At 57.0% G+C, this 22,508-nt stretch carries 18 protein-coding genes and 1 pseudogene; 13 read left to right on the plus strand and 6 right to left on the minus strand.

Features of this window, described 5'->3' with window-relative positions:
• Positions 1 to 193 precede the first annotated feature (193 nt).
• The 3 genes from BMX68_RS03010 to acnB all read right to left on the minus strand — a co-directional run bounded on the left by BMX68_RS03010 (position 194) and on the right by acnB (position 4,949).
• Positions 194 to 652, minus strand: a complete 459-nt coding sequence (locus tag BMX68_RS03010) for a hypothetical protein (RefSeq protein ID WP_017134116.1) — start codon at positions 650 to 652, stop codon at positions 194 to 196.
• Positions 628 to 1,911 carry a DUF6402 family protein gene (locus tag BMX68_RS03015; protein WP_074861860.1) on the minus strand — a complete coding sequence of 428 codons (1,284 nt, stop codon included), beginning with the start codon at positions 1,909 to 1,911 and terminating at the stop codon, positions 628 to 630. The genes BMX68_RS03010 and BMX68_RS03015 overlap by 25 nt, the downstream gene beginning before the upstream one ends.
• A 437-nt stretch (positions 1,912 to 2,348) precedes the next feature.
• The gene (acnB, locus tag BMX68_RS03020; RefSeq protein WP_026013424.1) at positions 2,349 to 4,949 is read right to left on the minus strand and encodes a bifunctional aconitate hydratase 2/2-methylisocitrate dehydratase; all 2,601 of its coding nucleotides are present in this window, start codon (positions 4,947 to 4,949) and stop codon (positions 2,349 to 2,351) included.
• 457 nt (positions 4,950 to 5,406) lie between these two features.
• Between acnB and BMX68_RS03025 the strand changes: the two genes are divergently transcribed.
• The gene (locus BMX68_RS03025; protein WP_017134113.1) at positions 5,407 to 5,877 is read left to right on the plus strand and encodes a DUF1289 domain-containing protein; all 471 of its coding nucleotides are present in this window, start codon (positions 5,407 to 5,409) and stop codon (positions 5,875 to 5,877) included.
• A gap of 42 nt (positions 5,878 to 5,919) precedes the next feature.
• Here BMX68_RS03025 and BMX68_RS03030 read toward each other — a convergent pair whose 3' ends face one another.
• Complete coding sequence (locus BMX68_RS03030) at positions 5,920 to 6,780, minus strand: universal stress protein (protein WP_017134112.1); 861 nt, start codon at positions 6,778 to 6,780, stop codon at positions 5,920 to 5,922.
• Positions 6,781 to 7,207: 427 nt separating this feature from the next.
• On the opposite strand from BMX68_RS03030, the gene BMX68_RS03035 reads away from it, so the two are divergent.
• The 10 genes and pseudogenes from BMX68_RS03035 to BMX68_RS03080 all read left to right on the plus strand — a co-directional run bounded on the left by BMX68_RS03035 (position 7,208) and on the right by BMX68_RS03080 (position 17,819).
• The gene (locus BMX68_RS03035) at positions 7,208 to 7,813 is read left to right on the plus strand and encodes a MiaE family protein (RefSeq protein ID WP_017134111.1); all 606 of its coding nucleotides are present in this window, start codon (positions 7,208 to 7,210) and stop codon (positions 7,811 to 7,813) included.
• A 129-nt stretch (positions 7,814 to 7,942) separates the two neighbouring features.
• Entirely contained in the window at positions 7,943 to 8,686 is a 744-nt protein-coding gene (locus BMX68_RS03040; RefSeq protein WP_026013423.1) for an IclR family transcriptional regulator, read from the plus strand.
• Between the two features lie 360 nt (positions 8,687 to 9,046).
• Positions 9,047 to 10,213 (plus strand): acyl-CoA dehydrogenase family protein, encoded by a 1,167-nt coding sequence (locus tag BMX68_RS03045; RefSeq protein WP_017134109.1) that lies wholly within the window; start codon positions 9,047 to 9,049, stop codon positions 10,211 to 10,213.
• Between the two features lie 59 nt (positions 10,214 to 10,272).
• Positions 10,273 to 11,418 (plus strand): CaiB/BaiF CoA transferase family protein, encoded by a 1,146-nt coding sequence (locus tag BMX68_RS03050; RefSeq protein WP_017134108.1) that lies wholly within the window; start codon positions 10,273 to 10,275, stop codon positions 11,416 to 11,418.
• A 106-nt stretch (positions 11,419 to 11,524) separates the two neighbouring features.
• Complete coding sequence (locus BMX68_RS03055; protein ID WP_017134107.1) at positions 11,525 to 12,823, plus strand: CitMHS family transporter; 1,299 nt, start codon at positions 11,525 to 11,527, stop codon at positions 12,821 to 12,823.
• 119 nt (positions 12,824 to 12,942) lie between these two features.
• Positions 12,943 to 13,428, plus strand: coding sequence for a MaoC family dehydratase (locus BMX68_RS03060; protein ID WP_017134106.1), 486 nt, complete (start codon positions 12,943 to 12,945; stop codon positions 13,426 to 13,428).
• The gene (locus tag BMX68_RS03065) at positions 13,425 to 14,270 is read left to right on the plus strand and encodes an HpcH/HpaI aldolase/citrate lyase family protein (RefSeq protein WP_017134105.1); all 846 of its coding nucleotides are present in this window, start codon (positions 13,425 to 13,427) and stop codon (positions 14,268 to 14,270) included. The genes BMX68_RS03060 and BMX68_RS03065 overlap by 4 nt, the downstream gene beginning before the upstream one ends.
• Before the next feature lie 198 nt (positions 14,271 to 14,468).
• Positions 14,469 to 14,951 carry a MarR family winged helix-turn-helix transcriptional regulator gene (locus BMX68_RS03070; RefSeq protein WP_017134104.1) on the plus strand — a complete coding sequence of 161 codons (483 nt, stop codon included), beginning with the start codon at positions 14,469 to 14,471 and terminating at the stop codon, positions 14,949 to 14,951.
• A gap of 67 nt (positions 14,952 to 15,018) precedes the next feature.
• Complete coding sequence (locus BMX68_RS03075; protein WP_017134103.1) at positions 15,019 to 16,221, plus strand: HlyD family secretion protein; 1,203 nt, start codon at positions 15,019 to 15,021, stop codon at positions 16,219 to 16,221.
• Positions 16,222 to 16,284: 63 nt separating this feature from the next.
• Positions 16,285 to 17,819 (plus strand): annotated as a pseudogene (locus BMX68_RS03080) (DHA2 family efflux MFS transporter permease subunit).
• Positions 17,820 to 17,876: 57 nt separating this feature from the next.
• Here the strand turns inward: BMX68_RS03080 and BMX68_RS03085 are convergent.
• Together BMX68_RS03085 and BMX68_RS03090 are read right to left on the minus strand one after the other, a co-directional pair.
• Complete coding sequence (locus BMX68_RS03085) at positions 17,877 to 18,611, minus strand: UDP-2,3-diacylglucosamine diphosphatase (RefSeq protein ID WP_017134102.1); 735 nt, start codon at positions 18,609 to 18,611, stop codon at positions 17,877 to 17,879.
• Positions 18,608 to 19,111 carry a peptidylprolyl isomerase gene (locus BMX68_RS03090; RefSeq protein WP_017134101.1) on the minus strand — a complete coding sequence of 168 codons (504 nt, stop codon included), beginning with the start codon at positions 19,109 to 19,111 and terminating at the stop codon, positions 18,608 to 18,610. Before BMX68_RS03090 ends, BMX68_RS03085 begins: the two co-directional genes overlap by 4 nt.
• Positions 19,112 to 19,355: 244 nt before the next feature.
• Between BMX68_RS03090 and BMX68_RS03095 the strand changes: the two genes are divergently transcribed.
• Entirely contained in the window at positions 19,356 to 21,053 is a 1,698-nt protein-coding gene (locus tag BMX68_RS03095) for a glutamine--tRNA ligase/YqeY domain fusion protein (RefSeq protein WP_017134100.1), read from the plus strand.
• Between the two features lie 17 nt (positions 21,054 to 21,070).
• Positions 21,071 to 22,453: a cysteine--tRNA ligase gene (gene cysS / locus BMX68_RS03100; RefSeq protein WP_017134099.1), complete on the plus strand. Its 1,383-nt coding sequence runs from the start codon at positions 21,071 to 21,073 to the stop codon at positions 22,451 to 22,453.
• The last annotated feature ends 55 nt before the right edge of the window (positions 22,454 to 22,508 follow it).

The following is a 22,508-nucleotide window of genomic DNA, read 5'->3' on the forward strand; positions in this document are numbered from 1 at the left end:
ATCGCCAACGCGTGTTGGCGATAACCATTCAGGCACAAAAAAGCCTCGACGAGTCGAGGCTTTTTCTATTGGGTGCTCCAGGAACGACAGGTTGCGCAAACGCAGCCTGCTTGGCTGTGGATCCGACAGCCATAAGCAAGAAGGTCGCACGAATTACCTCGTCATCTTACTCGATTTTCTGCAGTGTGATCATCTAACCAGAAAAAGGTAATCTTGCTCGTAGCGATTCAAGAAAGGTTGGAGGCATGACGATGGTGTGATCCACCTGTTTTTCATCATCTTGATAAATGATCTTACCCTTTTCGATAGTGATAGGCTCATGACCTGGCTGACCATCCCAGAAGATTTTGTAGTGTCTCTTGACTAGAAGCGATCCTTGTTCATCTGTGATGGTGAGTTGAACTTGATCCATGCTATCGCCAAAGAGGTGGCTGGTATTTACTCCGCTACCACAAATGTTGATAGTGTACTTCTTGTCATCGAACTCTTTGACTCCACCATTCAATTTGTCATTATAGTTGTATCTTTGACAATCAGTGTTATTAAATGAATTTTCGAGAAAAGATGCACCATAACCAAGGACTATAATACCGATAGCTATAAAAAGGGCAGACTTGAAAGGCCTCTTCACATCGGCTCCGATGGGCGGCATATTTGTTCCAATTTCATTTGAATCGGCTTCTTCAGCTTGAAAAGTTGTGGTTTGCTGTAGATCATGAAATCGCCACCTCTATTGTGCTTCTCGCGCCACTCATTATAGCTTTTGTTGTAAACGGGATAGTAAACGTTTTTCACCAAAAGCTTACTGAAGAAGCCGGTTCTCTTATCTATAGGTTTGTCAATAGGGTTGCCTGGTAGGTAATCCCAATTGATACCCATCTCGGTAATTTTTGAGCTTCCCATCTTGGTATTAATTTTATTGCCATCAACCAAGTCACTGATTACTGCAAAGTAAGAAAGAATCATGTCTTTCTTATTCCAATGTCCAAGATATTGACTGTTGCTATTATTTTTGTCATTGAATGAATAATTGTCTTTCAGATATGCATAAATGTGAGTGATGGTGGCAGTGGAGTCAATGCAATATGACTTGGTTCTGTTCTGTCCGTCATATTTGAAATATTTCTCTGTGCTGATTTTGACGTGGCCAATAGCGGTATAGATATTGAAATTTCCTAATGTTCCGGTAAGGTCGGTTAGAAGCAATCCATCCAGTGTCGCACTTGTTGGGATGTCCTGAAATTGAAATTGCCAATCGATGTGAAATTGGCGAATGTCGCCGATATATTGTGCAGTGCCAAATGAAAGGTTCATTGATTTTTGATCGATGAATATCTTTCTGATCTGCTCTGTAATTTTTTTCTTGGCACCCTCAATAGCTTTAGGTGAATATATTTTCTCACTTAGTAGTTCATCGAAACGCCTTCGCACGCTGCCAAAATTTAATGCCCATTTGAGTGTTACCGTATTGTGGTCAATGGGGTGAACCGCGTTAGGTTGATCGTTATAGATGTGTTTGGGGCTGGCAAACCATTCTCTAGCGACCTTGGCGGATATTGGCCAACCAATCTTTTCCATTGCACCGGGAATGTCTTGAAGATCAAATTCAGGGAGCCTCTCATGATCTTCAGCTTCAAGCTCTTGTGGCTTGAGGGCAGGTGGGGGCTTAGATTCTTTCTGCTGTTGTTTTGCGGTTTGTGCAGCAAGCTGCTTCTGAGGTGCTGCTTCTACTTGTTGGGGCTTGATTTGTTCAGCGATGAGTGTGGATGCCGTGGGCCTTGGGGGTGGAGCTTCACCAGGCGCAAGCCGCTCATAGGAGATCGTCTGTGGGGTGTTGATTGGGACACACCCAGCCGATCCCACATAGCACTTCCACGTTGAAGTAGTAAACGGAAGACCAGATGGAGCCATCTGGTAATAGGGTCGCTTTATTATCTTCGTTTTGCTCAAAACACCTTCCTGCTTATCGTTGCGCGTGTGGCATGCCCGATGCCTATCTAAGCGAAGCGTGCCAAGTTCATCTACATAAATCTAACTTAATCGTATCGTAAGATTAGTTTGTAGTTGTTCGTTATTGAATTTTGGAGAGACTCGGTATGAGCAATCCTAAATAAAGAAAGCACGCTGTTGAGTACATTTTTATGATTCAGCTTTAATTTTTCACGTTTCAGTTTTTCTATGATTTTTTTGAGTATAAAGTGAAAATTATCAATGACGCCATCGTCTAATCTCAATACAGGATACGATAAATCGGCTCAGCAATGTAACCTGAGCCGCTGTATACGGGGTTGTATGTATGATGAATGGGAGGCGGTTCTGAAGCCGCCTCCCATTCGATCACTTGTTGCTTAGGCTTGCACAACCGGGATCTTGGCGTTTGCCGCGGCTTCACGGAACTCGGCGATCTGGTCGAAGCTGAGATAGCGGTAAACATCGGCAGCCATGCTGTCGATCTTGCCCGCGTACTCCATGTACTCCTCGACGGTCGGCAGGCGACCCAGGATCGATGCCACGGACGCCAGCTCGGCCGAAGCCAGGTAGACGTTCGCGCCGTCGCCCAGACGGTTCGGGAAGTTACGGGTCGAGGTCGACACCACGGTGGAGTTCGGTTCTACCCGTGCCTGGTTACCCATGCACAGCGAGCAGCCCGGCATTTCCATGCGCGCACCGGCCTTGCCGTAGATGCCGTAGTAGCCTTCCTCGGTCAGTTGGTGAGCGTCCATCTTGGTTGGCGGCGACAGCCACAGGCGAGTCGGCAGTTGGCCCTTGACCTGATCCAGCAACTTGCCCGCGGCGCGGAAGTGGCCGATGTTGGTCATGCAGGAACCGATGAACACTTCGTCGATCTTCTCGCCGGCAACGCTGGACAGCAGGCGGGCGTCGTCCGGGTCGTTCGGCGCGCAGAGCACGGGTTCCTTGACGTCGGCCAGGTCGATTTCGATGATTTCGGCGTACTCGGCATCCTTGTCGGCTTCCAGCAGCTCAGGATTGGCGACCCAGGCTTCCATCGCCTGTGCTCGACGTTCCAGAGTGCGGGCATCGCCGTAGCCTTCGCCGATCATCCAGCGCAGCAGGGTGATGTTCGACTTCAGGTACTCAGTGATCGACTCTTTGGACAGCTTGATGGTGCAACCGGCGGCGGAACGTTCGGCCGAGGCGTCGGACAGTTCGAAAGCCTGCTCGACGGTCAGGGTTTCCAGACCTTCGATTTCCAGGATGCGACCAGAGAAGGCGTTCTTCTTGCCTTTCTTCTCGACAGTCAGCAGACCTTTCTGGATCGCGTAGTAAGGGATGGCATGTACCAGGTCACGCAGGGTGACGCCCGGTTGCAGTTTGCCCTTGAAACGCACCAGAATGGATTCCGGCATGTCCAGTGGCATCACGCCAGTGGCGGCGGCGAAAGCCACCAGGCCGGAACCGGCTGGGAACGAGATGCCGATCGGGAAGCGGGTGTGCGAGTCACCACCGGTGCCGACGGTGTCCGGCAGCAGCATGCGGTTCAGCCAACTGTGGATGATGCCGTCGCCCGGACGCAGGGACACACCGCCACGGGTCATGATGAAGTCGGGTAGGGTGTGATGCGTGGTGACATCGATTGGCTTCGGATAGGCCGCGGTGTGGCAGAACGACTGCATGACCAGGTCGGTGGAGAAGCCCAGGCAAGCCAGGTCTTTGAGTTCGTCACGGGTCATCGGCCCCGTGGTGTCCTGGGAACCGACGGTGGTCATCTTCGGCTCGCAGTAGGTGCCAGGACGAACGCCTGTCACGCCGCAGGCCTTGCCGACCATTTTCTGCGCCAGGGTATAGCCCTTGGTGCTTTGGGCCGGAGCTTCCGGCAGCTTGAACAGGGTCGAAGCGGGCAGGCCCAGTTCGGCACGCGCCTTCTCGGTCAGGCCACGGCCGATGATCAGTGGGATACGACCGCCGGCACGAACTTCGTCGAGCAGTACCGGGGTCTTCATTTCGAAGGTGGCCAGGACTTCATCGCTGTTGTGCTTGGTTACTTTGCCGGCATGCGGGTACAGGTCGATCACGTCGCCCATGTGCATGTTGGTGACATCGAACTCGATTGGCAGTGCGCCAGCGTCTTCCATGGTGTTGTAGAAGATCGGGGCAATCTTGCTGCCGAAGCAGAAGCCGCCTGCGCGCTTGTTCGGCACATAAGGAACGTCGTCACCGAAGAACCACAGGACCGAGTTGGTCGCCGATTTACGCGACGAACCGGTACCGACCACGTCACCGACGTAGGCAATCGGGAAGCCGTCATTGCGCATCTGCTCGATCTGTTTCATCGGGCCGATGGCGCCTTGCTGGTCCGGAACAATACCGCCACGGGCCATTTTCAGCATGGCCAGAGCGTGCAGCGGAATGTCAGGGCGCGACCAGGCATCCGGAGCCGGGGACAGGTCGTCGGTGTTGGTTTCGCCAGTGACCTTGAACACGCGCAGGCTGATCTTGTCGGCCAAGGTCGGGCGGTTCTTGAACCACTCGCCGTCGGCCCAGGACTGGATCACGGCCTTGGCGTGGGCATTGCCGTTCCTGGCTTTTTCCGCGACGTCGTGGAAGGCATCGAACATCAGCAGGGTATGCTTGAGTTGCGCGGCGGCAACCGGGGCCAGCTCGGCGTCGTCCAGCAGCTCGACCAGGGTGACGATGTTGTAGCCGCCCTGCATGGTGCCGAGCAGCTCAACGGCACGCTTCTTGTCGATCAGGGGGGAACTGACTTCGCTCTTGGCCAGGGCGGAGAGGAAACCGGCCTTGACGTAGGCGGCTTCGTCCACTCCAGGCGGAACGCGATGGGTGATCAAGTCAACAAGGAACGTTTCTTCGCCAGCCGGGGGGTTCTTCAGCAGCTCGACGAGGCCTGCAGTTTGTTCGGCGTTAAGCGGCTGGGGCACGATACCCAGGGCTGCACGCTCTTCGATATGTTTGCGGTAGGCTTCAAGCACAGTATTACCCTCATCAGTGGTCCCAAATGGGTGTCCGGGACGCTCATCCAGAAATGCTCGACTCCATGCGCAACAGGGCTTTTTGAGCCGTTTAGCCAGAGGTTCGGAGATTTCCAACAGAAGCTGTTTTCAAAGTTTTACGTCTTCGGAACGGAGCTGATGCAGATGAGGGTCGGCATGAGGATTTCCGGGCGGAAACTCCCACGCCAACGCCGTTCTTCAGAATGAGGGCGATTTCGCCCGGAGGGTGAAGCGTCTTTGGACGTATTTCACCCCACACTGTGCTCGTGACGCTTTGAAAACAGCTTCCAACGGACATTGGCGCCTAAAAAGGCAGGCCGATTCTACGGCATATTCCGGAGAAAGGTAAGTTAAGCCCTACAGGTTCGGGGGTGATCCTTTTTAGACAAAAGGCTAACATGCGGACCTGTTTTGCTTTGCCGCGTGTTCCCTGCCCATGTCCCATCAGACCATCAAGACTCCCTGCGTCGGCCTCTGCTCCACTGTTTACGGTGACTTGGTGTGTCGTGGCTGCAAGCGCTTCCACCATGAAGTGATCCACTGGAACGGTTACGACGAGGAGGCCAAGCGTGCGGTCTGGCTGCGTTTGGAGCAGTTGCTGGTGCAGGTCATGGTGGCCAAGCTGGAAGTGTTCGATCCGGTCAGGCTGCGTGAGCAACTGGAGGCCCGCAAGATTCGCTTCGTGCCGCATCAGTCGGAATATTGCTGGGCTTATCAGTTGATTGCCCGCGGCGCACGGGTGATCAGTCAGTTGGATGCCTACGGTATGGTACTGCTGCCGGAGTTCCGCGATTGGAACCTGCCGGAGCTGCGCGATGCCATTGATCGGGAGTTTTTCCTGCTGTCCGAAGCGCACTACCAGCGTTATATCGCGCCGGGCTTTCTCAAGGACGCGTTCGGCGCCTGAGAAATCCGGCGCGGGGCAGCGATGCCGGATTCAGCGCCGACTTCAACCTCTGGCCAGTTCTTCCAGATGATCGATGATCTCCTGGGGCTTGAGCACCAGGATGTCGCTTTCCAGTGAGTCCAGGACCGCCTCGGCGGTATTGCCGATCAGCGCTCCCGAGATCCCGGTGCGCGCCACCGTACCGATCACCGTGACCGCCGCGTCGAGCTTATGGGCCATGTGCGGGATCAGCACATCCGCCGGGCCTTCGGCGATGTGCAGGTGGTCGTCGTCGATATCGAACTCTGTCTGGAAGGCACGGCATTGCTCGCGATAACGCGCCTCGATGGTTTCCTTCAACTGATACACCGGGTCGGCTGCCGAGAGCATGGGCGAGGGGTGGGCGGTCATCACGTGCAGTCGCCCTTTGGCGAGGCTGGCGATGTCATAGCCATGATCAATGATACTGGCATGCAGGTGCCGATGTTCTTCGTCCGCGTTGCCGACATCCACAGCCGCCAGGATCACCCCACCGGCCCATGGCACTTCGGTCTTGACCATCAGCACGGCGCAAGGGCAGAAACGCAGCAGCTGCCAGTCCGAGGGGGTCAACAGGGCTTTTTTCAGCGAGCTGTCGGGGCGGTGTTGTTTGATCACCAGTGCGCAGCCTTCGGCCTGTTGCACGCCGATGATGGTGTCGTGCGGGGTTTTTTCCCAGGCCTGTTCCGCGGTGGCGCTGTAGCCGTCGTCATGCAACTGACTCTTGAGCAGCGCGAGCAGGGCGCTGTGATCATGTCTTGGGTCGCACATCAGTAGGTGCAGGTGCGCGTCCGTGACCTTGGCAATCAGTTTGGCGCGATTGAGCGCCAGGCTATGCGCGTGTTCAGGGTCGAGTATCACCAGAATGCTGCGGATGGCTTGCATGGTCAGGTTTCTCCCTGAGGCTGAAGTCGGCTTATACATCACTATAGTTGGACTGCGCCGACTCTGGAGTTGCTGCCCATCCAGGGCGGCGGTTAGTGGCCCGGCCCAGGCTCTGTACGAAATGTATCTACGCTTGCCCATGCCGCGAGAGCCGGCTCGCCATGCTCATTGTCCCCCCGCCAACGGCGCTGGCTCGGCTGCTTTCGCCTGGTCTGGGCTTTGCTCGAAAACATTTCGTACAGACCCCAGGATCCGTATAATCGCCGACCCTGCTTGCCCGCACCGCCAGAGCCTTGCTGTGAACCTGCCGGAAAAAGGGGCGCGTTTGGGGGGTAAGCGGCGCTGGCCGATCAAGCGGCACGGCTGATCGACCACAAGAACCCTGAGAAGAAGGCGGCAATGCGCCGACCCATTGTGAGAGTTTTCCATGCTGCCTGAAATCCATGATTTTCTAGGATGTCGCACACCCGATGCCTGGGTGGAAGCTGCCCTTGGCCAGCAGGATGTGATGCTTTTGGATCACAAAAATTGCGAATTCAAGGCCGCTAGCACGGCCCTGAGCCTGATTGCCAAATATCACTCCCATGTCGACTTGATCAACATGATGTCGCGTCTGGCCCGGGAAGAGCTGGTTCACCACGAGCAGGTCATGCGCCTGCTGAAAAAGCGCAAGATCGAGCTGCGTCAACTCTCCGCCGGGCGATACGCATCGGGCCTGCGCAAAGTGGTGCGCAACCACGAGCCGGTCAAACTGGTCGATACGCTGGTGGTCGGCGCGTTCATCGAAGCCCGGAGCTGTGAGCGTTTCGAGGCGCTGGTGCCGCATCTGGACGAAGAGCTGGGCACGTTCTATTTTGGTTTGCTGAAAAGCGAAGCCCGGCATTTCCAGGGTTATCTGAAACTGGCCTACCAGTACGGCGATGCGAGTGACATCGCCCAGGTGATCGATAAGGTTCGTGCCGCCGAGCAGGAACTGATCGAGTCCCCGGACGTGGAGTTCCGTTTCCACAGCGGTGTGCCGACAGCGGCGTGACGTGGATTGTACCCGTGGGGATGTAGCTTGAGGCGTAGCCCAGTCCAACGCCGGATCAGGTGTGCAAGCTTGTGGGGTGTATGGCCTTGAAGCTACCCTCTGCCTTTGGTTCGAGCTTGGTAGTACCTTATGGAAGTAAAACTGGTTGCCCGCACACTTGACCTTCTAGAGGTCTTTGCCCGCGAGCGTCGCGCCATGTCGCTGACCGAGTTGGCCCGGCTGCTGGATGTGCCAATGTCGAGTTGCCTTGGACTCATTCGTACATTATCGGCACGAGGGTATCTTTATGAAGTGCGCAAGCGAGGGGGCTATTACCCGACAAAGCGCTTGTTGTCGATAGCCATGCAGATCGATAGCGGTGACTCACTGGTCAATATCATCGATGAGCATCTGCAGGCGCTTCAGCGAGAGGTCGATGAGACGGTAGTCCTGGGTAAATTGGAAGGTTCGCAGGTGCTCTATCTGCATGTGCTGGATTCCTCCCGGCCAATCCGCTACTCCCCTGACGCTGGCGAACTTCGACCTTTACACGCCAACTCCATCGGCAAGGCGATATTGGCGCAATTACCCGAGACGCAGGTACGACAGCGACTGCAAGGTTTGGCCATGCCGCGCTTCACTGATCACACACTCACCTGCGAAGACGATTATCTCGCCGCACTGGCAGAAGTGCGCCAGCGTGGCTGGAGTGAGAATATGGGTGAAAGCTCCAATGATCTGGCAGCGCTCTCCTGTGCCTTCAATTTCGCCGGGGAATGGTATGCGGTTTCAATCGCAGGGCCGCTGCCACGTATGCGCGAACATTGGCAAAGCCTTTCGGCACCGCTGCTGGCGTGCATCGCGTCGATCGTCGCCGACATAGACCTCGGTTGAAAACACACGTTTGCCATCAGGCTCAATCACCGGGATGCAGGGCACTGCATCCGGCCACGCAATTAAAGCCGGGCCCCCCATTGATGATCGCGCTTGTGCTAGCGGCGATGAAAACAACCGTCCTTCCTTTTCCCGATGTTCATCGGATTTTACCGCCACTCCCACCGAAATAGCCTGCTGAGCTCGTACACCCTCGACTCCTGGGCATTGCGCTGTTCCCCGCTCATTGGATTCTTCGAACAAAGTGCGATCACGAAAATGATTGCGCGAAGTAATTCTTGAAGGTAAATTAATTTTCACTCTGGTGAATTAACTGCGCGTGTAACCCGTGGCCCTCGAATAAAAACAACGGAGAAAGCGATGAATTTTCAGCTCAATGAAGACCAGTTGGCCATCCGCGATTCCATTCAGCGAATTTGCAAGGCATTTGGTGATGAGTACTGGCTTGAGCGCGACGCCGACGGTCGATTTCCCCATGAGCTGTACCGTGCTTTAGCGGATCAGGGATGGTTGGGTATCGCCATGGATGCGAAATATGGCGGCGCCGGTCTGGGTATTTTTGAAGCGGCGGTGATGATGCAAACCATCAGCGGCTCGGGCGCAGGTCTTTCCGGTGCATCAGCCGTGCACATGAATATTTTCGGGTTGAACCCGGTGCAGGTCTTTGGCAGCGAAGAGCAAAAGCAGCGTTTTTTACCCGCGTTGATTCAGGGCAAGGAAAAGGCCTGTTTCGCGGTTACCGAGCCTAATACGGGCTTGGACACCACGAACCTTAAGACCTTCGCACGCAAGGTCCCCGGCGGGTATGTGGTAGATGGCCGCAAAATCTGGATTTCCACCGCGCAGATAGCCGACCGAATGCTGATCATTGCCAGGACCACGCCTCGCGATCAGGTCAGCAAGTCGACTCAGGGTCTCTCCTTGTTCTACACCCGCCTGGATCGCGAAAAAGTTGAAGTGCGCGAGATAGAAAAAATGGGCCGCAAGTCCGTGGACTCCAACATGCTCTTCATCGACGGTCTTGAAGTGCCCGAAGAAGATCTTATCGGCGAAGAAGGGAAGGGGTTCGAGTACCTGCTGCACGGGCTCAATCCCGAACGCATCCTGATTGCGGTGGAAGCCGTTGGACTCGGCCAAGTGGCACTGTGGCGCGCGGTTGAGTATGCGCGGGATCGAGTGGTATTTGGCCGACCGATTGGGCAAAACCAGGGCATACAGCATCCTTTAGCCCAAGCCTGGATGGCCTTGGAGGCAGCCCAGTTAATGGTTTACAAGGCCGCCAGTCTGTATGACGCGGGACAACCCTGTGGCGCCGAAGCAAACACCGCCAAATACCTGGCAGCAGAAGCTTGCAGTCAGGCGTGTCAAACCGCAGTGGCGACGCTTGGCGGTATGGGGTTTGCGAAGGAGTATCACGTCGAGCGTTATCTTCGTGAGAGCTGGATTCCGCGTCTGGCACCGGTGAGCCCGCAACTGATCATGTGCCATATCGCCGAAAAGGTTCTCGGTCTCCCCAAATCCTACTAAACAAGTCTGCGACCTAGCCTGGGCGGTTTCTATAAAAAAATAACAAGAAGGTAACGCTGATGAACCTACAAGCAAACTTGAGCGCGCTTTCGGGACTCAAAATAGTAGATCTATCGAAAGTTCTGGGTGGTCCTTATTGCACCCAGATCCTCGCTGATCACGGTGCGCAAGTGATCAAGGTCGAGCCCCCTTCGGGCGACGAAACCCGTGGCTGGGGTGCCCCAGTGCGCGAACGCACCTCCGCGTATTTTATGGGGGTCAATAGAAACAAACGTGGAGTCAGTTTAAACCTCGGCGACGCTGTCGATCGGCAACGCCTGTTCGATCTTCTCGAAGACGCCGATGTATTGGTGGAAAACTACAAGCCAGGCACCCTGGAAAGGTGGGGCTTGAACTATGAGTCGTTGAAGTTACGCTTCCCCAGACTGATCCATTGCCGCATTTCTGGCTATGGCGATCAAGGCCCCTACGCGGGCATGCCGGGCTACGATGCGGCCATCCAAGCCATGAGTGGGCTCATGAGCGTAAATGGTGAACAAGGCGGCGATTCACTTCGGGTTGGCGTGCCCATAGTCGACATGGTCACGGGTATGAATGCCACGCTCGGTATCCTCATGGCGCTTTACGAGCGCGAGCGTAGCGGTGAGGGGCAGTTCGTCGAAGCGGCGCTGTTCGATTGCGCGTTGTCGATCCTGCATCCGCATTCGGCCAACTATCTCTACGCGGCGCAAACACCCCAGCGCAGTGGCAATGCCCATCCCAACATCACGCCTTATGACAAATTCGCCACGGCTACCGGCGACATTTTCCTCGCTGTTGGCAACGACGCACAATTTGCCACGCTGTGCCAGCGGCTCGCTTTGCCGGAGCTGATTGATGACCCACGCTTCTTCAGCAACCAACTGCGTAATGAGCACCGCCAGGCGCTACGCCAATCATTGGCGACAAAACTATTGAAGCTTTCTGGCGAGGCATTGTGCGAGCAACTGATCCATCAAGGCGTGCCTTGCGGGCCTGTGCTGGATATCCCGCAGGCGCTGGCGTTGCCTCAAGTCGCCGCACGCAACATGCTGGTGAGGATCGGCGAGGACTACAGCGGCATCGCCTCGCCGATTCGCCTCAGTCGTACACCTGCCAGTTACCGGTGCCGTCCGCCATTACTGAATGAGCACGCCGCTGAAATCTTCGGTACGACCGCAGATTGACGACCTGACCAGGCCCGCAGTGACGGACCGCTCTGACATAAGCCGGGAGTCAGGAGCTGCCTTCATACACGGGTAGCCCCTTGGATCGTTCGATGAGGAAAGAAAAATGCTCGCGAGTATCGGTTTGCTGGCCATTGCCAGCCTGTTCTTGCTTATTCTGACGAAACGCCTTTCGCCACTCGTGGCGTTAATCATAGTGCCGGTGGTTGCATCGCTGTTAGCTGGGTTCGGCTTGCAGACTTCTGGCTTCGTGCTCAATGGCATTAAAAATATCGCTCCCGTGGCCGGCATGTTTATTTTCGCCATTATCTTCTTTGGTGTGATGAGCGATGCGGGGTTGCTCGATCCGATCATTAAGCGCGTATTGAGGGTCGTTGGCGGGCGACCGCGTTATATCGTCATGGGCACCGCAATGCTAGCGCTGCTTATTCACTTGGATGGATCAGGCGCGGTAACTTTTCTGGTGACTATTCCGGCAATGCTTCCGCTTTATGAACGTTTGGGAATGGATAAGCGAGTGCTGGCCTGCGCGGTGTCGCTGGCGGCCGGCGTGAATTTTCTGCCTTGGGTAGGCCCGATGCTGCGTGCCTCGGCGGCATTGGGCATACCGACCACGGAAATGTTTTATCCACTTATTCCCGTGCAGATAATAGGGCTGACTTTTGTGTTTGCCGTGTGTTACTGGCTCGGACTTCGTGAAGAGCGGCGTTTGGGTATCACGGCCATGGGTATCGACGTATCGGCACACGTACCGGAAATGTCGATTGAACAACAAGGGATACGTCGCCCCAAGCGTTTCGGCGTTAATTGCGTGATCACATCGACGGTCTTGATCGTTCTCGTGGCTGGCTGGGTTCCACCGGTCCTGATGTTCATGCTCGGCACTGTCGCGGCTTTGTTGGTCAACTATCCCAATGTACACGAGCAACGTGCCCGAGTGGATGCTCACGCCAAGGCAGCATTGATGATGGCAAGTGTATTGCTGGCTGCCGGTGTATTTACCGGAATCATGGGGGAATCGGGCATGCTCAGGGCCATGGCCGAAATGCTGGTGCAGCATGTGCCCCGCGAGCACGCGGAGCATATGCCGTTTATCCTTGGCCTGCTTTCCATGCCATTGAGCCTTTTGTTTGATCCGGACTCCTTCTACTTCGGCGTAATGCCTGTATTGGCCCACAGCGCGCAACTGCTTGGGGTTGCGCCCATTCAGATGGGCCAGGCCGCGCTCCTTGGGCAAATGACCACGGGGTTTCCGGTCAGTCCGCTAACGCCGGCCACTTTCTTGATTGTGGGGCTGACCAAAATAGATCTGGCCGACCATCAGAAATTCACCATTCCTTATCTGTTTGTGGCGAGCGTGATTATGACTATCGCGGCAGCGGCATTTGGGGTGTTCCCATTTTGATTGACATATAACGCAGATAGGCGAGTTCCCAGGGCGGTGGTTGAGCGGCTCGCGATTGCCGTGGAACGCTTCCTGGCCGTTACGAACTGATTAATCATTAGAAGTGCGGGAGTGTGTAAATGAATGCAAATGCTTTGGTTGTCCAACAACGAGGCTTGTATTACGAAGAACTCGAAATGGGCGTGCTTTACAGCCACGCACCTGGGCGAACGCTGGATGACGGGGACAGCACGTTATTTTCTTTGTTGACCATGAATCCCGCGAGCATTCATTTCGATGCACATGACAGTGCTGGCAACGAATTTGGCGGGCGTTTGGTTAATAGCATGCTGACAGTTTCAACGCTGGTCGGCTTGAGCGTAGGTCATTTGACACAAAAGACGCTTGTAGCAAACCTGGGTTTTGCTGACATAAAATTTCCGGCACCGGTGTTTTCCGGCGATACCCTTTATGCAAAGACAGAAGTCATAGAAAAGCGCCTGTCAAAGTCCCGCCCGGACGCTGGAATAGTTCTGCTGGAGCATCGTGGATATAATCAGGAAGGTGTCTTAGTGGCTGTTGCCCGGCGTCACGCGCTCATGTTGCGCAAGCCGGAGGTGGTATGAAACAAATCCGTCTTGGAGAGGCCATCTTATTTTGTCCTGGCGATCGTCCCGAACGTTTTGACAAGGCATTGCAGCGAGCCGACCGGGTTATTTTTGACTTGGAAGACAGTGTCGCTGCGCACCGCAAGGACGTGGCTCGTCGTTGCGTCATTGATGCCTTACCGGCAGCAGGTAAGGACATTATTGTGCGGATCAACGCGTCGATGTCCCCTTGGTATAAAGAGGATGTGCAAGCTTTGCGAGACCTGCGTGAACGCAGCGGTATTGATCCTTTGATTCTTCTTCCAAAGGCAGAAGAAATACAACAACTGCTGGCTTTGGATGACTTCCAGGTAATCGTCCTGTGTGAAACCGCGAAAGGAGTGATCAACGCTTATCAGTTAGCGCAGGCTCAAAACTGTATGGCGCTGTTCTGGGGCGGCGAAGATCTCATCGCCGACCTGGGAGGGCGCAGTAGTCGGGACTCCTCCGGGAACTATTACCCTGTGGTCGAGCACGCGCGAACCACGATCCTCCTCGCCGCCGGTCAGTGCGCTAAGCCAGCCATTGATGCCGTGCATATTGATATAGCCGATGTGGACGGATTGGCCCGTGAATCCAAGCAAGCGGTTGATGTGGGCTTTACGGCCAAGGCATGCATCCATCCTTCCCATGTCAACGTTATTCGTAACGCCTTCAGCCCCAGCGAAGAACAACGCCTGTGGGCCACGCAAGTGGTTGCGGCGATGCAATCCACCGCCGGCGCAGTGGTCAGCCTTAATGGGCGCATGATCGATGAACCTCTCCTCAAGCAAGCTTTGCGAGTGCTCCAAGCACCCTCTGTAACGCTCACCAACAGATAGCAACCGACACTCCCTGACCTGGGCGCGACGATCATACCGGCATTGAAGTGACAGGCATACACACGCACCGATGGCTCTTGCGGGAGGGGGCCTTTTATCGAGTAAATAAAAAGCTTGCTAACAATTGCGTTGACACAGGCTGCCTAAGCAGTAATATCCAAGCGACTATCTGTCTAGGCAGCTTTCCAGGTAACGCGTATGAAACACTTCTTGCCGGACGACTTCCACAACTGCCATCTGGGTCTGCTTCTGGGGCGCGCTGCCTTGCTCAAGGACCGGATCATCGACACCCATATGGTCCCTTACGGCATTACCGCGGCGCAGTTCAAGGTGCTGATCATCATGGCCCAATTCGGCGTCGACTCGCCGGCCGAGCTGTGTCGCCATTTATCTCTGGACAGCGGTTCGATGACGCGCATGCTCGATCGCCTGGAACAGAAGGCGTTGCTGGCCCGGCAGCGCTCGGCAGGGGATCGGCGCCAAGTCCGGTTGGTGTTGACGGCGCAGGGGCAGGCCCTCGCGGACCGCTTGCCGCAGATCGGTGCCGATGCCATGAACGAGTTGGCGGGAGCGATTACCCACGAGGAATTGCGGACCCTGGAAAATGTTCTCAAGAAGATTTTGCTGGCGGCCGGCGATTCGCTTATCGAGCTGCGCCTGGGTGGAGAAAATGAACAGTAGGACCTTGCGTGGTGCTTTGAGTACAGCAGACCCCGCCGCACAACCTCATTAACTGAAGGTACTGGCCATGGCTATCGCTGCCGAAACAGATGCGGTTGAAAAGGTCCCGAATACCGGCAATTCCGGCAAACGCAAGGTCATGTTCTCGGCACTCGCCCTGGCGGTGCTCGTGGGTGGTCTAGCGGTGTGGGGTTGGTATGAATTCTACGGTCGCTGGAGCGAAAGCACCGACGATGCCTACGTTAACGGTAACGTGGTGGAAATCACCCCGCTGATCACCGGGACGGTGGTGAGCATTGGCGCCGACGACGGCGATCTGGTCCATGCAGGCCAGGTGCTACTGAACTTCGATCCGAGCGATGCCCAGATTGACCTGCAAAGTGCCGAGGCCAGCCTGGCCAAGACCGTGCGCGAGGTCCGTGGTCTGTATAGCAACGTCGATGGCATGAAGGCCCAGCTCGCGGTGCAGCAGGTTGCGGTGCGCAAAGCCCAGGACAACTTCTCCCGCCGCAAGAACCTGGCCGCTGGCGGGGCAATCTCCCAGGAAGAGCTGTCCCATGCCCGCGATGATCTGACCATGGCTCAGAGTGCTTTGGGCAACACCCAGCAGCAACTCAACACCCTCAATGCGCTGGTGGACGATACGGTGGTGTCCAATCACCCCGAGGTCAAGGCCGCCGCCGCCCGTTTGCGCCAGGCCTACCTGGCGAATGCCCGGACCACCTTGATCGCGCCCGTGACCGGCTATGTCGCCAAGCGGACCGTGCAGCTCGGCCAGCGTGTGCAGCCGGGCACCGCGCTGATGGCGGTGATCCCGCTGGATCAGTTGTGGATCGATGCCAACTTCAAGGAAACCCAGCTACGGCAGATGCGTATCGGCCAGCCGGTGGATATCGAGGCCGATCTGTACGGCAGCGAGGTGAAATACAGCGGCACCGTCGACAGCCTCGGTGCTGGCACCGGCAGTGCCTTCGCCCTGTTGCCGGCGCAGAACGCCACCGGTAACTGGATCAAGATCGTCCAGCGTGTGCCGGTGCGGATTTATATCAACGCCCAAGAGCTGGTCCGGCATCCGCTGCGGGTCGGGCTGTCGACCCAAGTTGAAGTCAACTTACGGGACCAAAGCGGTCCGGTGCTCGCCCAGCAACCGCCGCAAAAAGCCTCGTTCACCACACATGTCTATCAGTGGCAACTGGCTGACGCCGATGCAGTGATTACCCGGCTGATCAATGAAAACAGCGCGGCGGCGAGCAAAACCTCGCAACGCTGAGTCGCCGATCCCCGCTCGCGAGCCTGTTGGTCGCGGTGCCAGCCTTGCTCCAAAGGATTCGCGATGAACTCGAACGCCTCTTTTACTCCGCCCAGCTTGCTGCTCAGCACCATCGGCTTGTCGCTGGCGACCTTTATGCAGGTACTCGACACCACCATCGCCAATGTGGCGCTGCCCACCATTTCCGGCAACCTGGGAGTGAGTTCGGAGCAGGGGACCTGGGTCATCACCTCGTTTGCCGTGAGCAACGCCATTGCCCTGCCGCTGACCGGCTGGCTGAGCCGGCGCTTTGGCGAGGTGAAACTGTTTATCTGGGCCACGCTGTTGTTTGTGTTGGCTTCGTTTCTCTGTGGCATTTCCACATCGATGCCCGAGTTGGTGGGCTTCCGCGTCGTCCAGGGTCTGGTGGCCGGGCCGTTGTACCCGATGACTCAGACGCTGTTGATCGCCGTGTATCCACCGGCGCGGCGCGGCGCGGCATGGCCCTGGCGTTGCTGGCGATGGTCACGGTGGTGGCGCCGATTGCCGGGCCGATTCTCGGTGGCTGGATCACCGACAGCTACAGTTGGCCGTGGATTTTCTTCATAAATGTGCCGATCGGCATCTTTGCCACCCTGGTCGTGCGCCAGCAGCTCAAGGCGCGACCGGTAGTAACCCAGCGCCAACCGATGGACTATGTCGGCTTGCTAACCCTGATCATCGGTGTTGGCGCATTGCAGGTGATCCTCGACAAAGGCAACGACCTGGATTGGTTCGAGTCGAACTTCATTATTATCGGTGCGGTGATCTCGCTGATCGCCCTGGCGGCCTTTGTGATCTGGGAAATGACCGATCAGCACCCGGTGGTCAACTTGCGCCTGTTTGCCTACCGCAATTTCCGTATCGGCACCCTGGTGCTGATCCTGGGTTATGCGGGGTTCTTCGGCATCAATCTGATCCAGCCCCAGTGGTTACAGACCCAGATGGGCTACACCGCGACCTGGGCGGGATTGGCGGTGGCGCCGCTGGGCATCCTGCCGGTGCTGATGTCACCCTTTGTTGGCCAGTACGCCCACAAGGTCGACCTGCGCCTGCTGGCGGGCTTGGCGTTCCTGACCATCGGCTTGAGTTGCTTTATGCGGGCGGGCTTCACCAACGAGGTGGATTTCCAACATATCGCTCTGGTGCAGTTGTTCATGGGGATCGGCGTGGCGCTGTTCTTCATGCCGACCTTGAGCATCCTGATGTCGGACCTACCGCCGCACCAGATTGCCGACGGCGCCGGCCTGGCCACGTTCCTGCGCACGCTCGGCGGGAGTTTCGCGGCGTCGCTGACCACCTGGATCTGGATTCGCCGGGCGGACCAGCACCACGCCTACCTGAGTGAAAGCATGAGCCCGTTCGATCCGGCGACGCGCAGCGCTCTGGATAGTCTTGGCGGGGCGGGCAGCCAGGCTTATGGCCGGCTGGATCAGATTCTCACCAGCCAGGCGTACATGCTCTCGACCGTGGATTATTTCACGCTGCTGGGTTGGGGCTTCATGGGATTGATGCTGCTGGTGTGGCTGGCCAAGCCGCCGTTCACGGCCAAGGCCGGGCCGGCAGCGGCGGGGCATTAGTGGTAAGACACTGATGTGACAAGGGGGCAAGCCTGCTCGCCACCCGGGATTCAGTTGTCAGATCGCTGGTGGCGTAAAATCGAAGGGCGCCAACTGGAATCCTTGCTCATCTACCTGCAAGGCCCAACCCTGGCGATCCCAATCCCCCAGGACAATGCGCTTCGCCGCTTGCGCGCCGAGTTGCAGTTTGTGGATGGCGGGGCGGTGGGTATGACCATGGATCAGCGTGTGCACGCCATATTGCTGCATGATCCGTGGAATTTCCTCGGGAGTCACGTCAACGATGTCGTTGGCCTTCATGCGGGTCTGGGCGCGACTTTCGCTGCGCAGCTTGCGCGCCAGCTTGTGGCGGGTGCGCAATGGCAGGTGTCGCAGGATAAACAACGTAACGGGATTGCGCAGGTAGCGCCGCAGGCGCATGTAGGCCTCGTCACGGGTACACAGGCTGTCACCGTGCATCAGCAGCACCGGTTCGCCATTAATCTGCACCACGCTCGGGTCTTTGAGCAGGGTGGCGCCGGCGGCCTTGCAAAAGGCCGTGCCGAGCAGGAAATCGCGATTGCCGTGCATCAGGAAAATCGCCGTGCCAGCCTCGCTGGCCGTGCGCAGCGCGGCGCAGATCGAACGTTGGAACGGGGTCATGGCATCGTCGCCGATCCAGGCTTCGAAGAAGTCGCCGAGGATGTACAACGCTTGTGCCGAACGGACGCGCCCGGCGAGGAAATCCAGAAACGCCCGGGTGATGTCCGGGCGCCCCTCTTCCAGATGTAAATCTGAAATCAGCAGTATCACTCAATGATCTCGGCTTTCTCGATAATCACATCCTCTGCCGGAACATCCTGGTGGCCGGCTTTGTTCGTGGTGGCAACGCCCTTGATCTTGTCGACCACCTCATTGCCGGCCACTACTTTGCCGAATACCGCGTAACCCCAGCCCTGAGTGGTCTTGGCACTGTGGTTCAGGAAGCTGTTGTCAGCCACGTTGATGAAGAACTGCGCGGAGGCCGAGTGCGGCTCCATGGTACGCGCCATGGCCACGGTGTACTTGTCGTTTGGCAGACCGTTGTCGGCTTCGTTCTGAATGCTTGGGCGCTTGTCTTTCTTTTCCTTCATGCCCGGCTCGAAACCGCCGCCCTGGATCATGAAGTTGCCGATGACGCGATGGAACACGGTGTTTTCGTAGTGGCCCGCGCTGACGTACTCAACGAAGTTCTTTACGGTGATCGGGGCTTTCTCTTTGTTCAACTCGAGAACGATCTCGCCGTGGTTGGTGGTCAGTTTGACTTGAGTCATGGTAGCTATCGCTCTATTCAGGGAATTCGTGGAACTGTGGCCGAACCCGATAACAGTTCACGCCACAACCTGGCCTGGGAGTTTAACGTGCTCCTCGGGCATTTCGAGGGGTTTTTATATCGACGGTATTAAAAGCGGCGGTTTTCCGGGTGGCCCTGTCAGGGGCTTGACAGGTTCGGCTATGATAGGAGCTTTGATTGACTCGGCCTATCCGGGCCACGCACTTGTCACGTCCAAGGATCTTATGAGCAAGCCCACTGTCGACCCTGCTTCGAACGCCAAGACCGGCCCGGCTGTCCCGGTCAACTTCCTGCGCCCGATTATTCAGGCCGACCTGGATTCGGGCAAGCACACCCAGATCGTCACCCGTTTCCCGCCCGAGCCCAACGGCTACTTGCACATCGGTCACGCCAAGTCGATCTGTGTGAACTTCGGCCTGGCCCAGGAGTTCGGTGGCATCACGCACCTGCGTTTCGACGACACCAATCCGGCCAAGGAAGACCAGGAATACATCGATGCCATCGAAAGCGACGTCAAGTGGCTGGGCTTTCAGTGGGCCGGTGAAGTGCGCTACGCCTCGCAGTATTTCGACCAGTTGCATGACTGGGCGGTCGAGTTGATCAAGGCCGGCAAGGCCTATGTCGACGACCTGACCCCCGAGCAAGCCAGGGAATACCGTGGCAGCCTGACCGAACCGGGCAAGAACAGCCCGTTCCGCGAGCGTTCGGTGGAAGAAAACCTCGACTGGTTCGCCCGCATGAAAGCCGGCGAATTCAAGGATGGCGAGCGCGTACTGCGGGCGAAGATCGACATGGCCTCGCCGAACATGAACCTGCGCGATCCGATCCTCTATCGCATCCGTCATGCCCACCACCACCAGACCGGCGACAAGTGGTGCATCTATCCGATCTACGACTTCACCCACGGTCAGTCGGATGCTATAGAAGGCATCACTCATTCCGTCTGCACCCTGGAATTTGAAAGCCATCGTCCACTCTATGAGTGGTTCCTCGACAACCTGTCGGTGCCGTGCAAGCCGCGCCAGTATGAGTTTTCGCGGCTGAACCTGAACTACACCATCACCAGCAAGCGCAAGCTCAAGCAGTTGGTGGACGAGAAGCACGTCAACGGTTGGGACGACCCGCGCATGTCGACTCTGTCAGGCTTTCGCCGGCGCGGCTACACGCCCAAATCCATTCGCAATTTCTGCGAGATGGTCGGCACCAATCGCTCCGATGGCGTGGTCGACTTCGCCATGCTGGAGTTCAGCATCCGTGACGACCTCGATCACAGCGCGCCGCGTGCCATGTGCGTGCTGCGCCCGTTGAAAGTGGTCATCACCAACTATCCGCAAGGCCAGGTCGAGAACCTTGAACTGCCGCGCCACCCGAAGGAAGACATGGGCGTGCGTCAGTTGCCATTCGCCCGCGAGATCTATATCGACCGTGACGATTTCATGGAGGAGCCGCCAAAGGGCTACAAGCGCCTGGAGCCGGCCGGTGAGGTGCGCCTGCGCGGCAGCTATGTGATCCGTGCCGATGAGGCGGTCAAGGACGCCGAGGGCAATATCGTCGAGCTGCGTTGCTCCTACGATCCAGAAACCCTGGGCAAGAACCCCGAGGGCCGCAAGGTCAAGGGCGTGATCCACTGGGTGCCGGCGGCGGCCAGCGTCGAGTGCGAAGTGCGTCTGTACGACCGCCTGTTTCGTTCGCCGAATCCGGAGAAGGCCGAAGACGGTGCCAGTTTCCTCGACAACATCAACCCTGACTCCCTGCGCATCCTCACGGGCTGTCGTGCCGAACCTTCGTTGGGTAACGCACAACCGGAAGATCGTTTCCAGTTCGAGCGCGAAGGCTACTTCTGCGCGGATATCAAGGACTCGAAACCTGGCGCCCTCGTATTCAACCGCACGGTGACCCTGCGCGACTCCTGGGGTCAGTGATAGTTAAGGAACCTTTTGTGCTAAGCATCTACAACACGCTCACCAAGAGTAAAGAAGTCTTCAAGCCGCTGGATGGCAACAAGGTACGCCTGTATGTCTGCGGGATGACGGTGTATGACTATTGCCACCTGGGCCACGGTCGCAGCATGATCGCTTTCGACCTGGTGACCCGCTGGCTGCGTTTTTGCGGTTATGACCTGACCTATGTGCGTAACATCACCGACATCGACGACAAGATCATCAATCGGGCCAGGGAGAATGGCGAATCGTTCCAAGCGCTGACCGAGCGCATGATCGCCGCGATGCACGAGGATGAGGCGCGCCTGAACATCCTCAAGCCGGACATGGAACCGCGCGCCACCGATCACATTCCGGGCATGCACGCCATGATCCAGACTCTGATCGACAAGGGCTACGCCTACGCGCCGGGCAACGGTGACGTGTATTACCGCGTTGGCAAGTTCCTGGGCTACGGCAAGCTGTCGCGCAAGAAGATCGAAGACCTGCGCATCGGTGCGCGGATCGAGGTCGACGAAGCGAAGCAAGACCCGCTGGATTTCGTCCTGTGGAAAGCCGCCAAAGCGGGTGAACCGAGCTGGGAGTCGCCGTGGGGCGCCGGGCGTCCGGGCTGGCATATCGAATGCTCGGTGATGTCCACCTGCTGCCTGGGCGAGACGTTCGACATTCATGGCGGTGGCAGTGACCTTGAGTTCCCGCACCATGAAAACGAAATCGCCCAGAGCGAGGCCGCCACTGGCAAGACCTACGCTAATGCCTGGATGCATTGCGGCATGATTCGCATCAACGGCGAGAAGATGTCCAAGTCGTTGAACAACTTCTTCACCATTCGCGATGTGCTGGACAAGTATCACCCGGAGGTCGTGCGTTATCTGCTGGTGTCGAGCCACTACCGCAGCGCGATCAACTATTCGCAAGACAACCTCAAGGACGCCAAGGCCGCCCTGGAGCGTTTCTACCACGCGTTGAAAGGCCTGCCGAGCGTGCCGGCTGCCGGCGGCGAAGCCTTTGTCGAGCGTTTCACCCAGGTGATGAACGACGACTTCGGGACGCCGGAAGCCTGTGCGGTATTGTTCGAGATGGTGCGCGAGATCAATCGCCTGCGCGAGAGCGATGTCAATGCGGCGGCGGCTCTGGCGGCGCGCTTGAAGGAGCTGGCCAACGTGCTCGGTGTCTTGCAGTTGGACGCCGATGACTTCCTGCGGGCAGGCGCCCAGGGGCGGGTCGACGCGGCTGAAGTCCAAGCACTGATCCAGGCTCGCCTGGCGGCGCGGGCCAACAAGGACTGGGCCGAATCCGACCGCATTCGCGACCAGATCAGCGCGATGGGCGTGGTGCTGGAAGACGGTAAGGGTGGTACCACCTGGCGTCTGGCTGACTGAGCGCTAGCTTGAATTGACAGAAGCCCGCCGGGCGCGGGCTGCTGTTTTGCGGCGC

It is taken from the genome of Pseudomonas agarici (genome assembly GCF_900109755.1).
In the GTDB taxonomy this organism is placed as follows: Bacteria; Pseudomonadota; Gammaproteobacteria; order Pseudomonadales; family Pseudomonadaceae; genus Aquipseudomonas; species Aquipseudomonas agarici.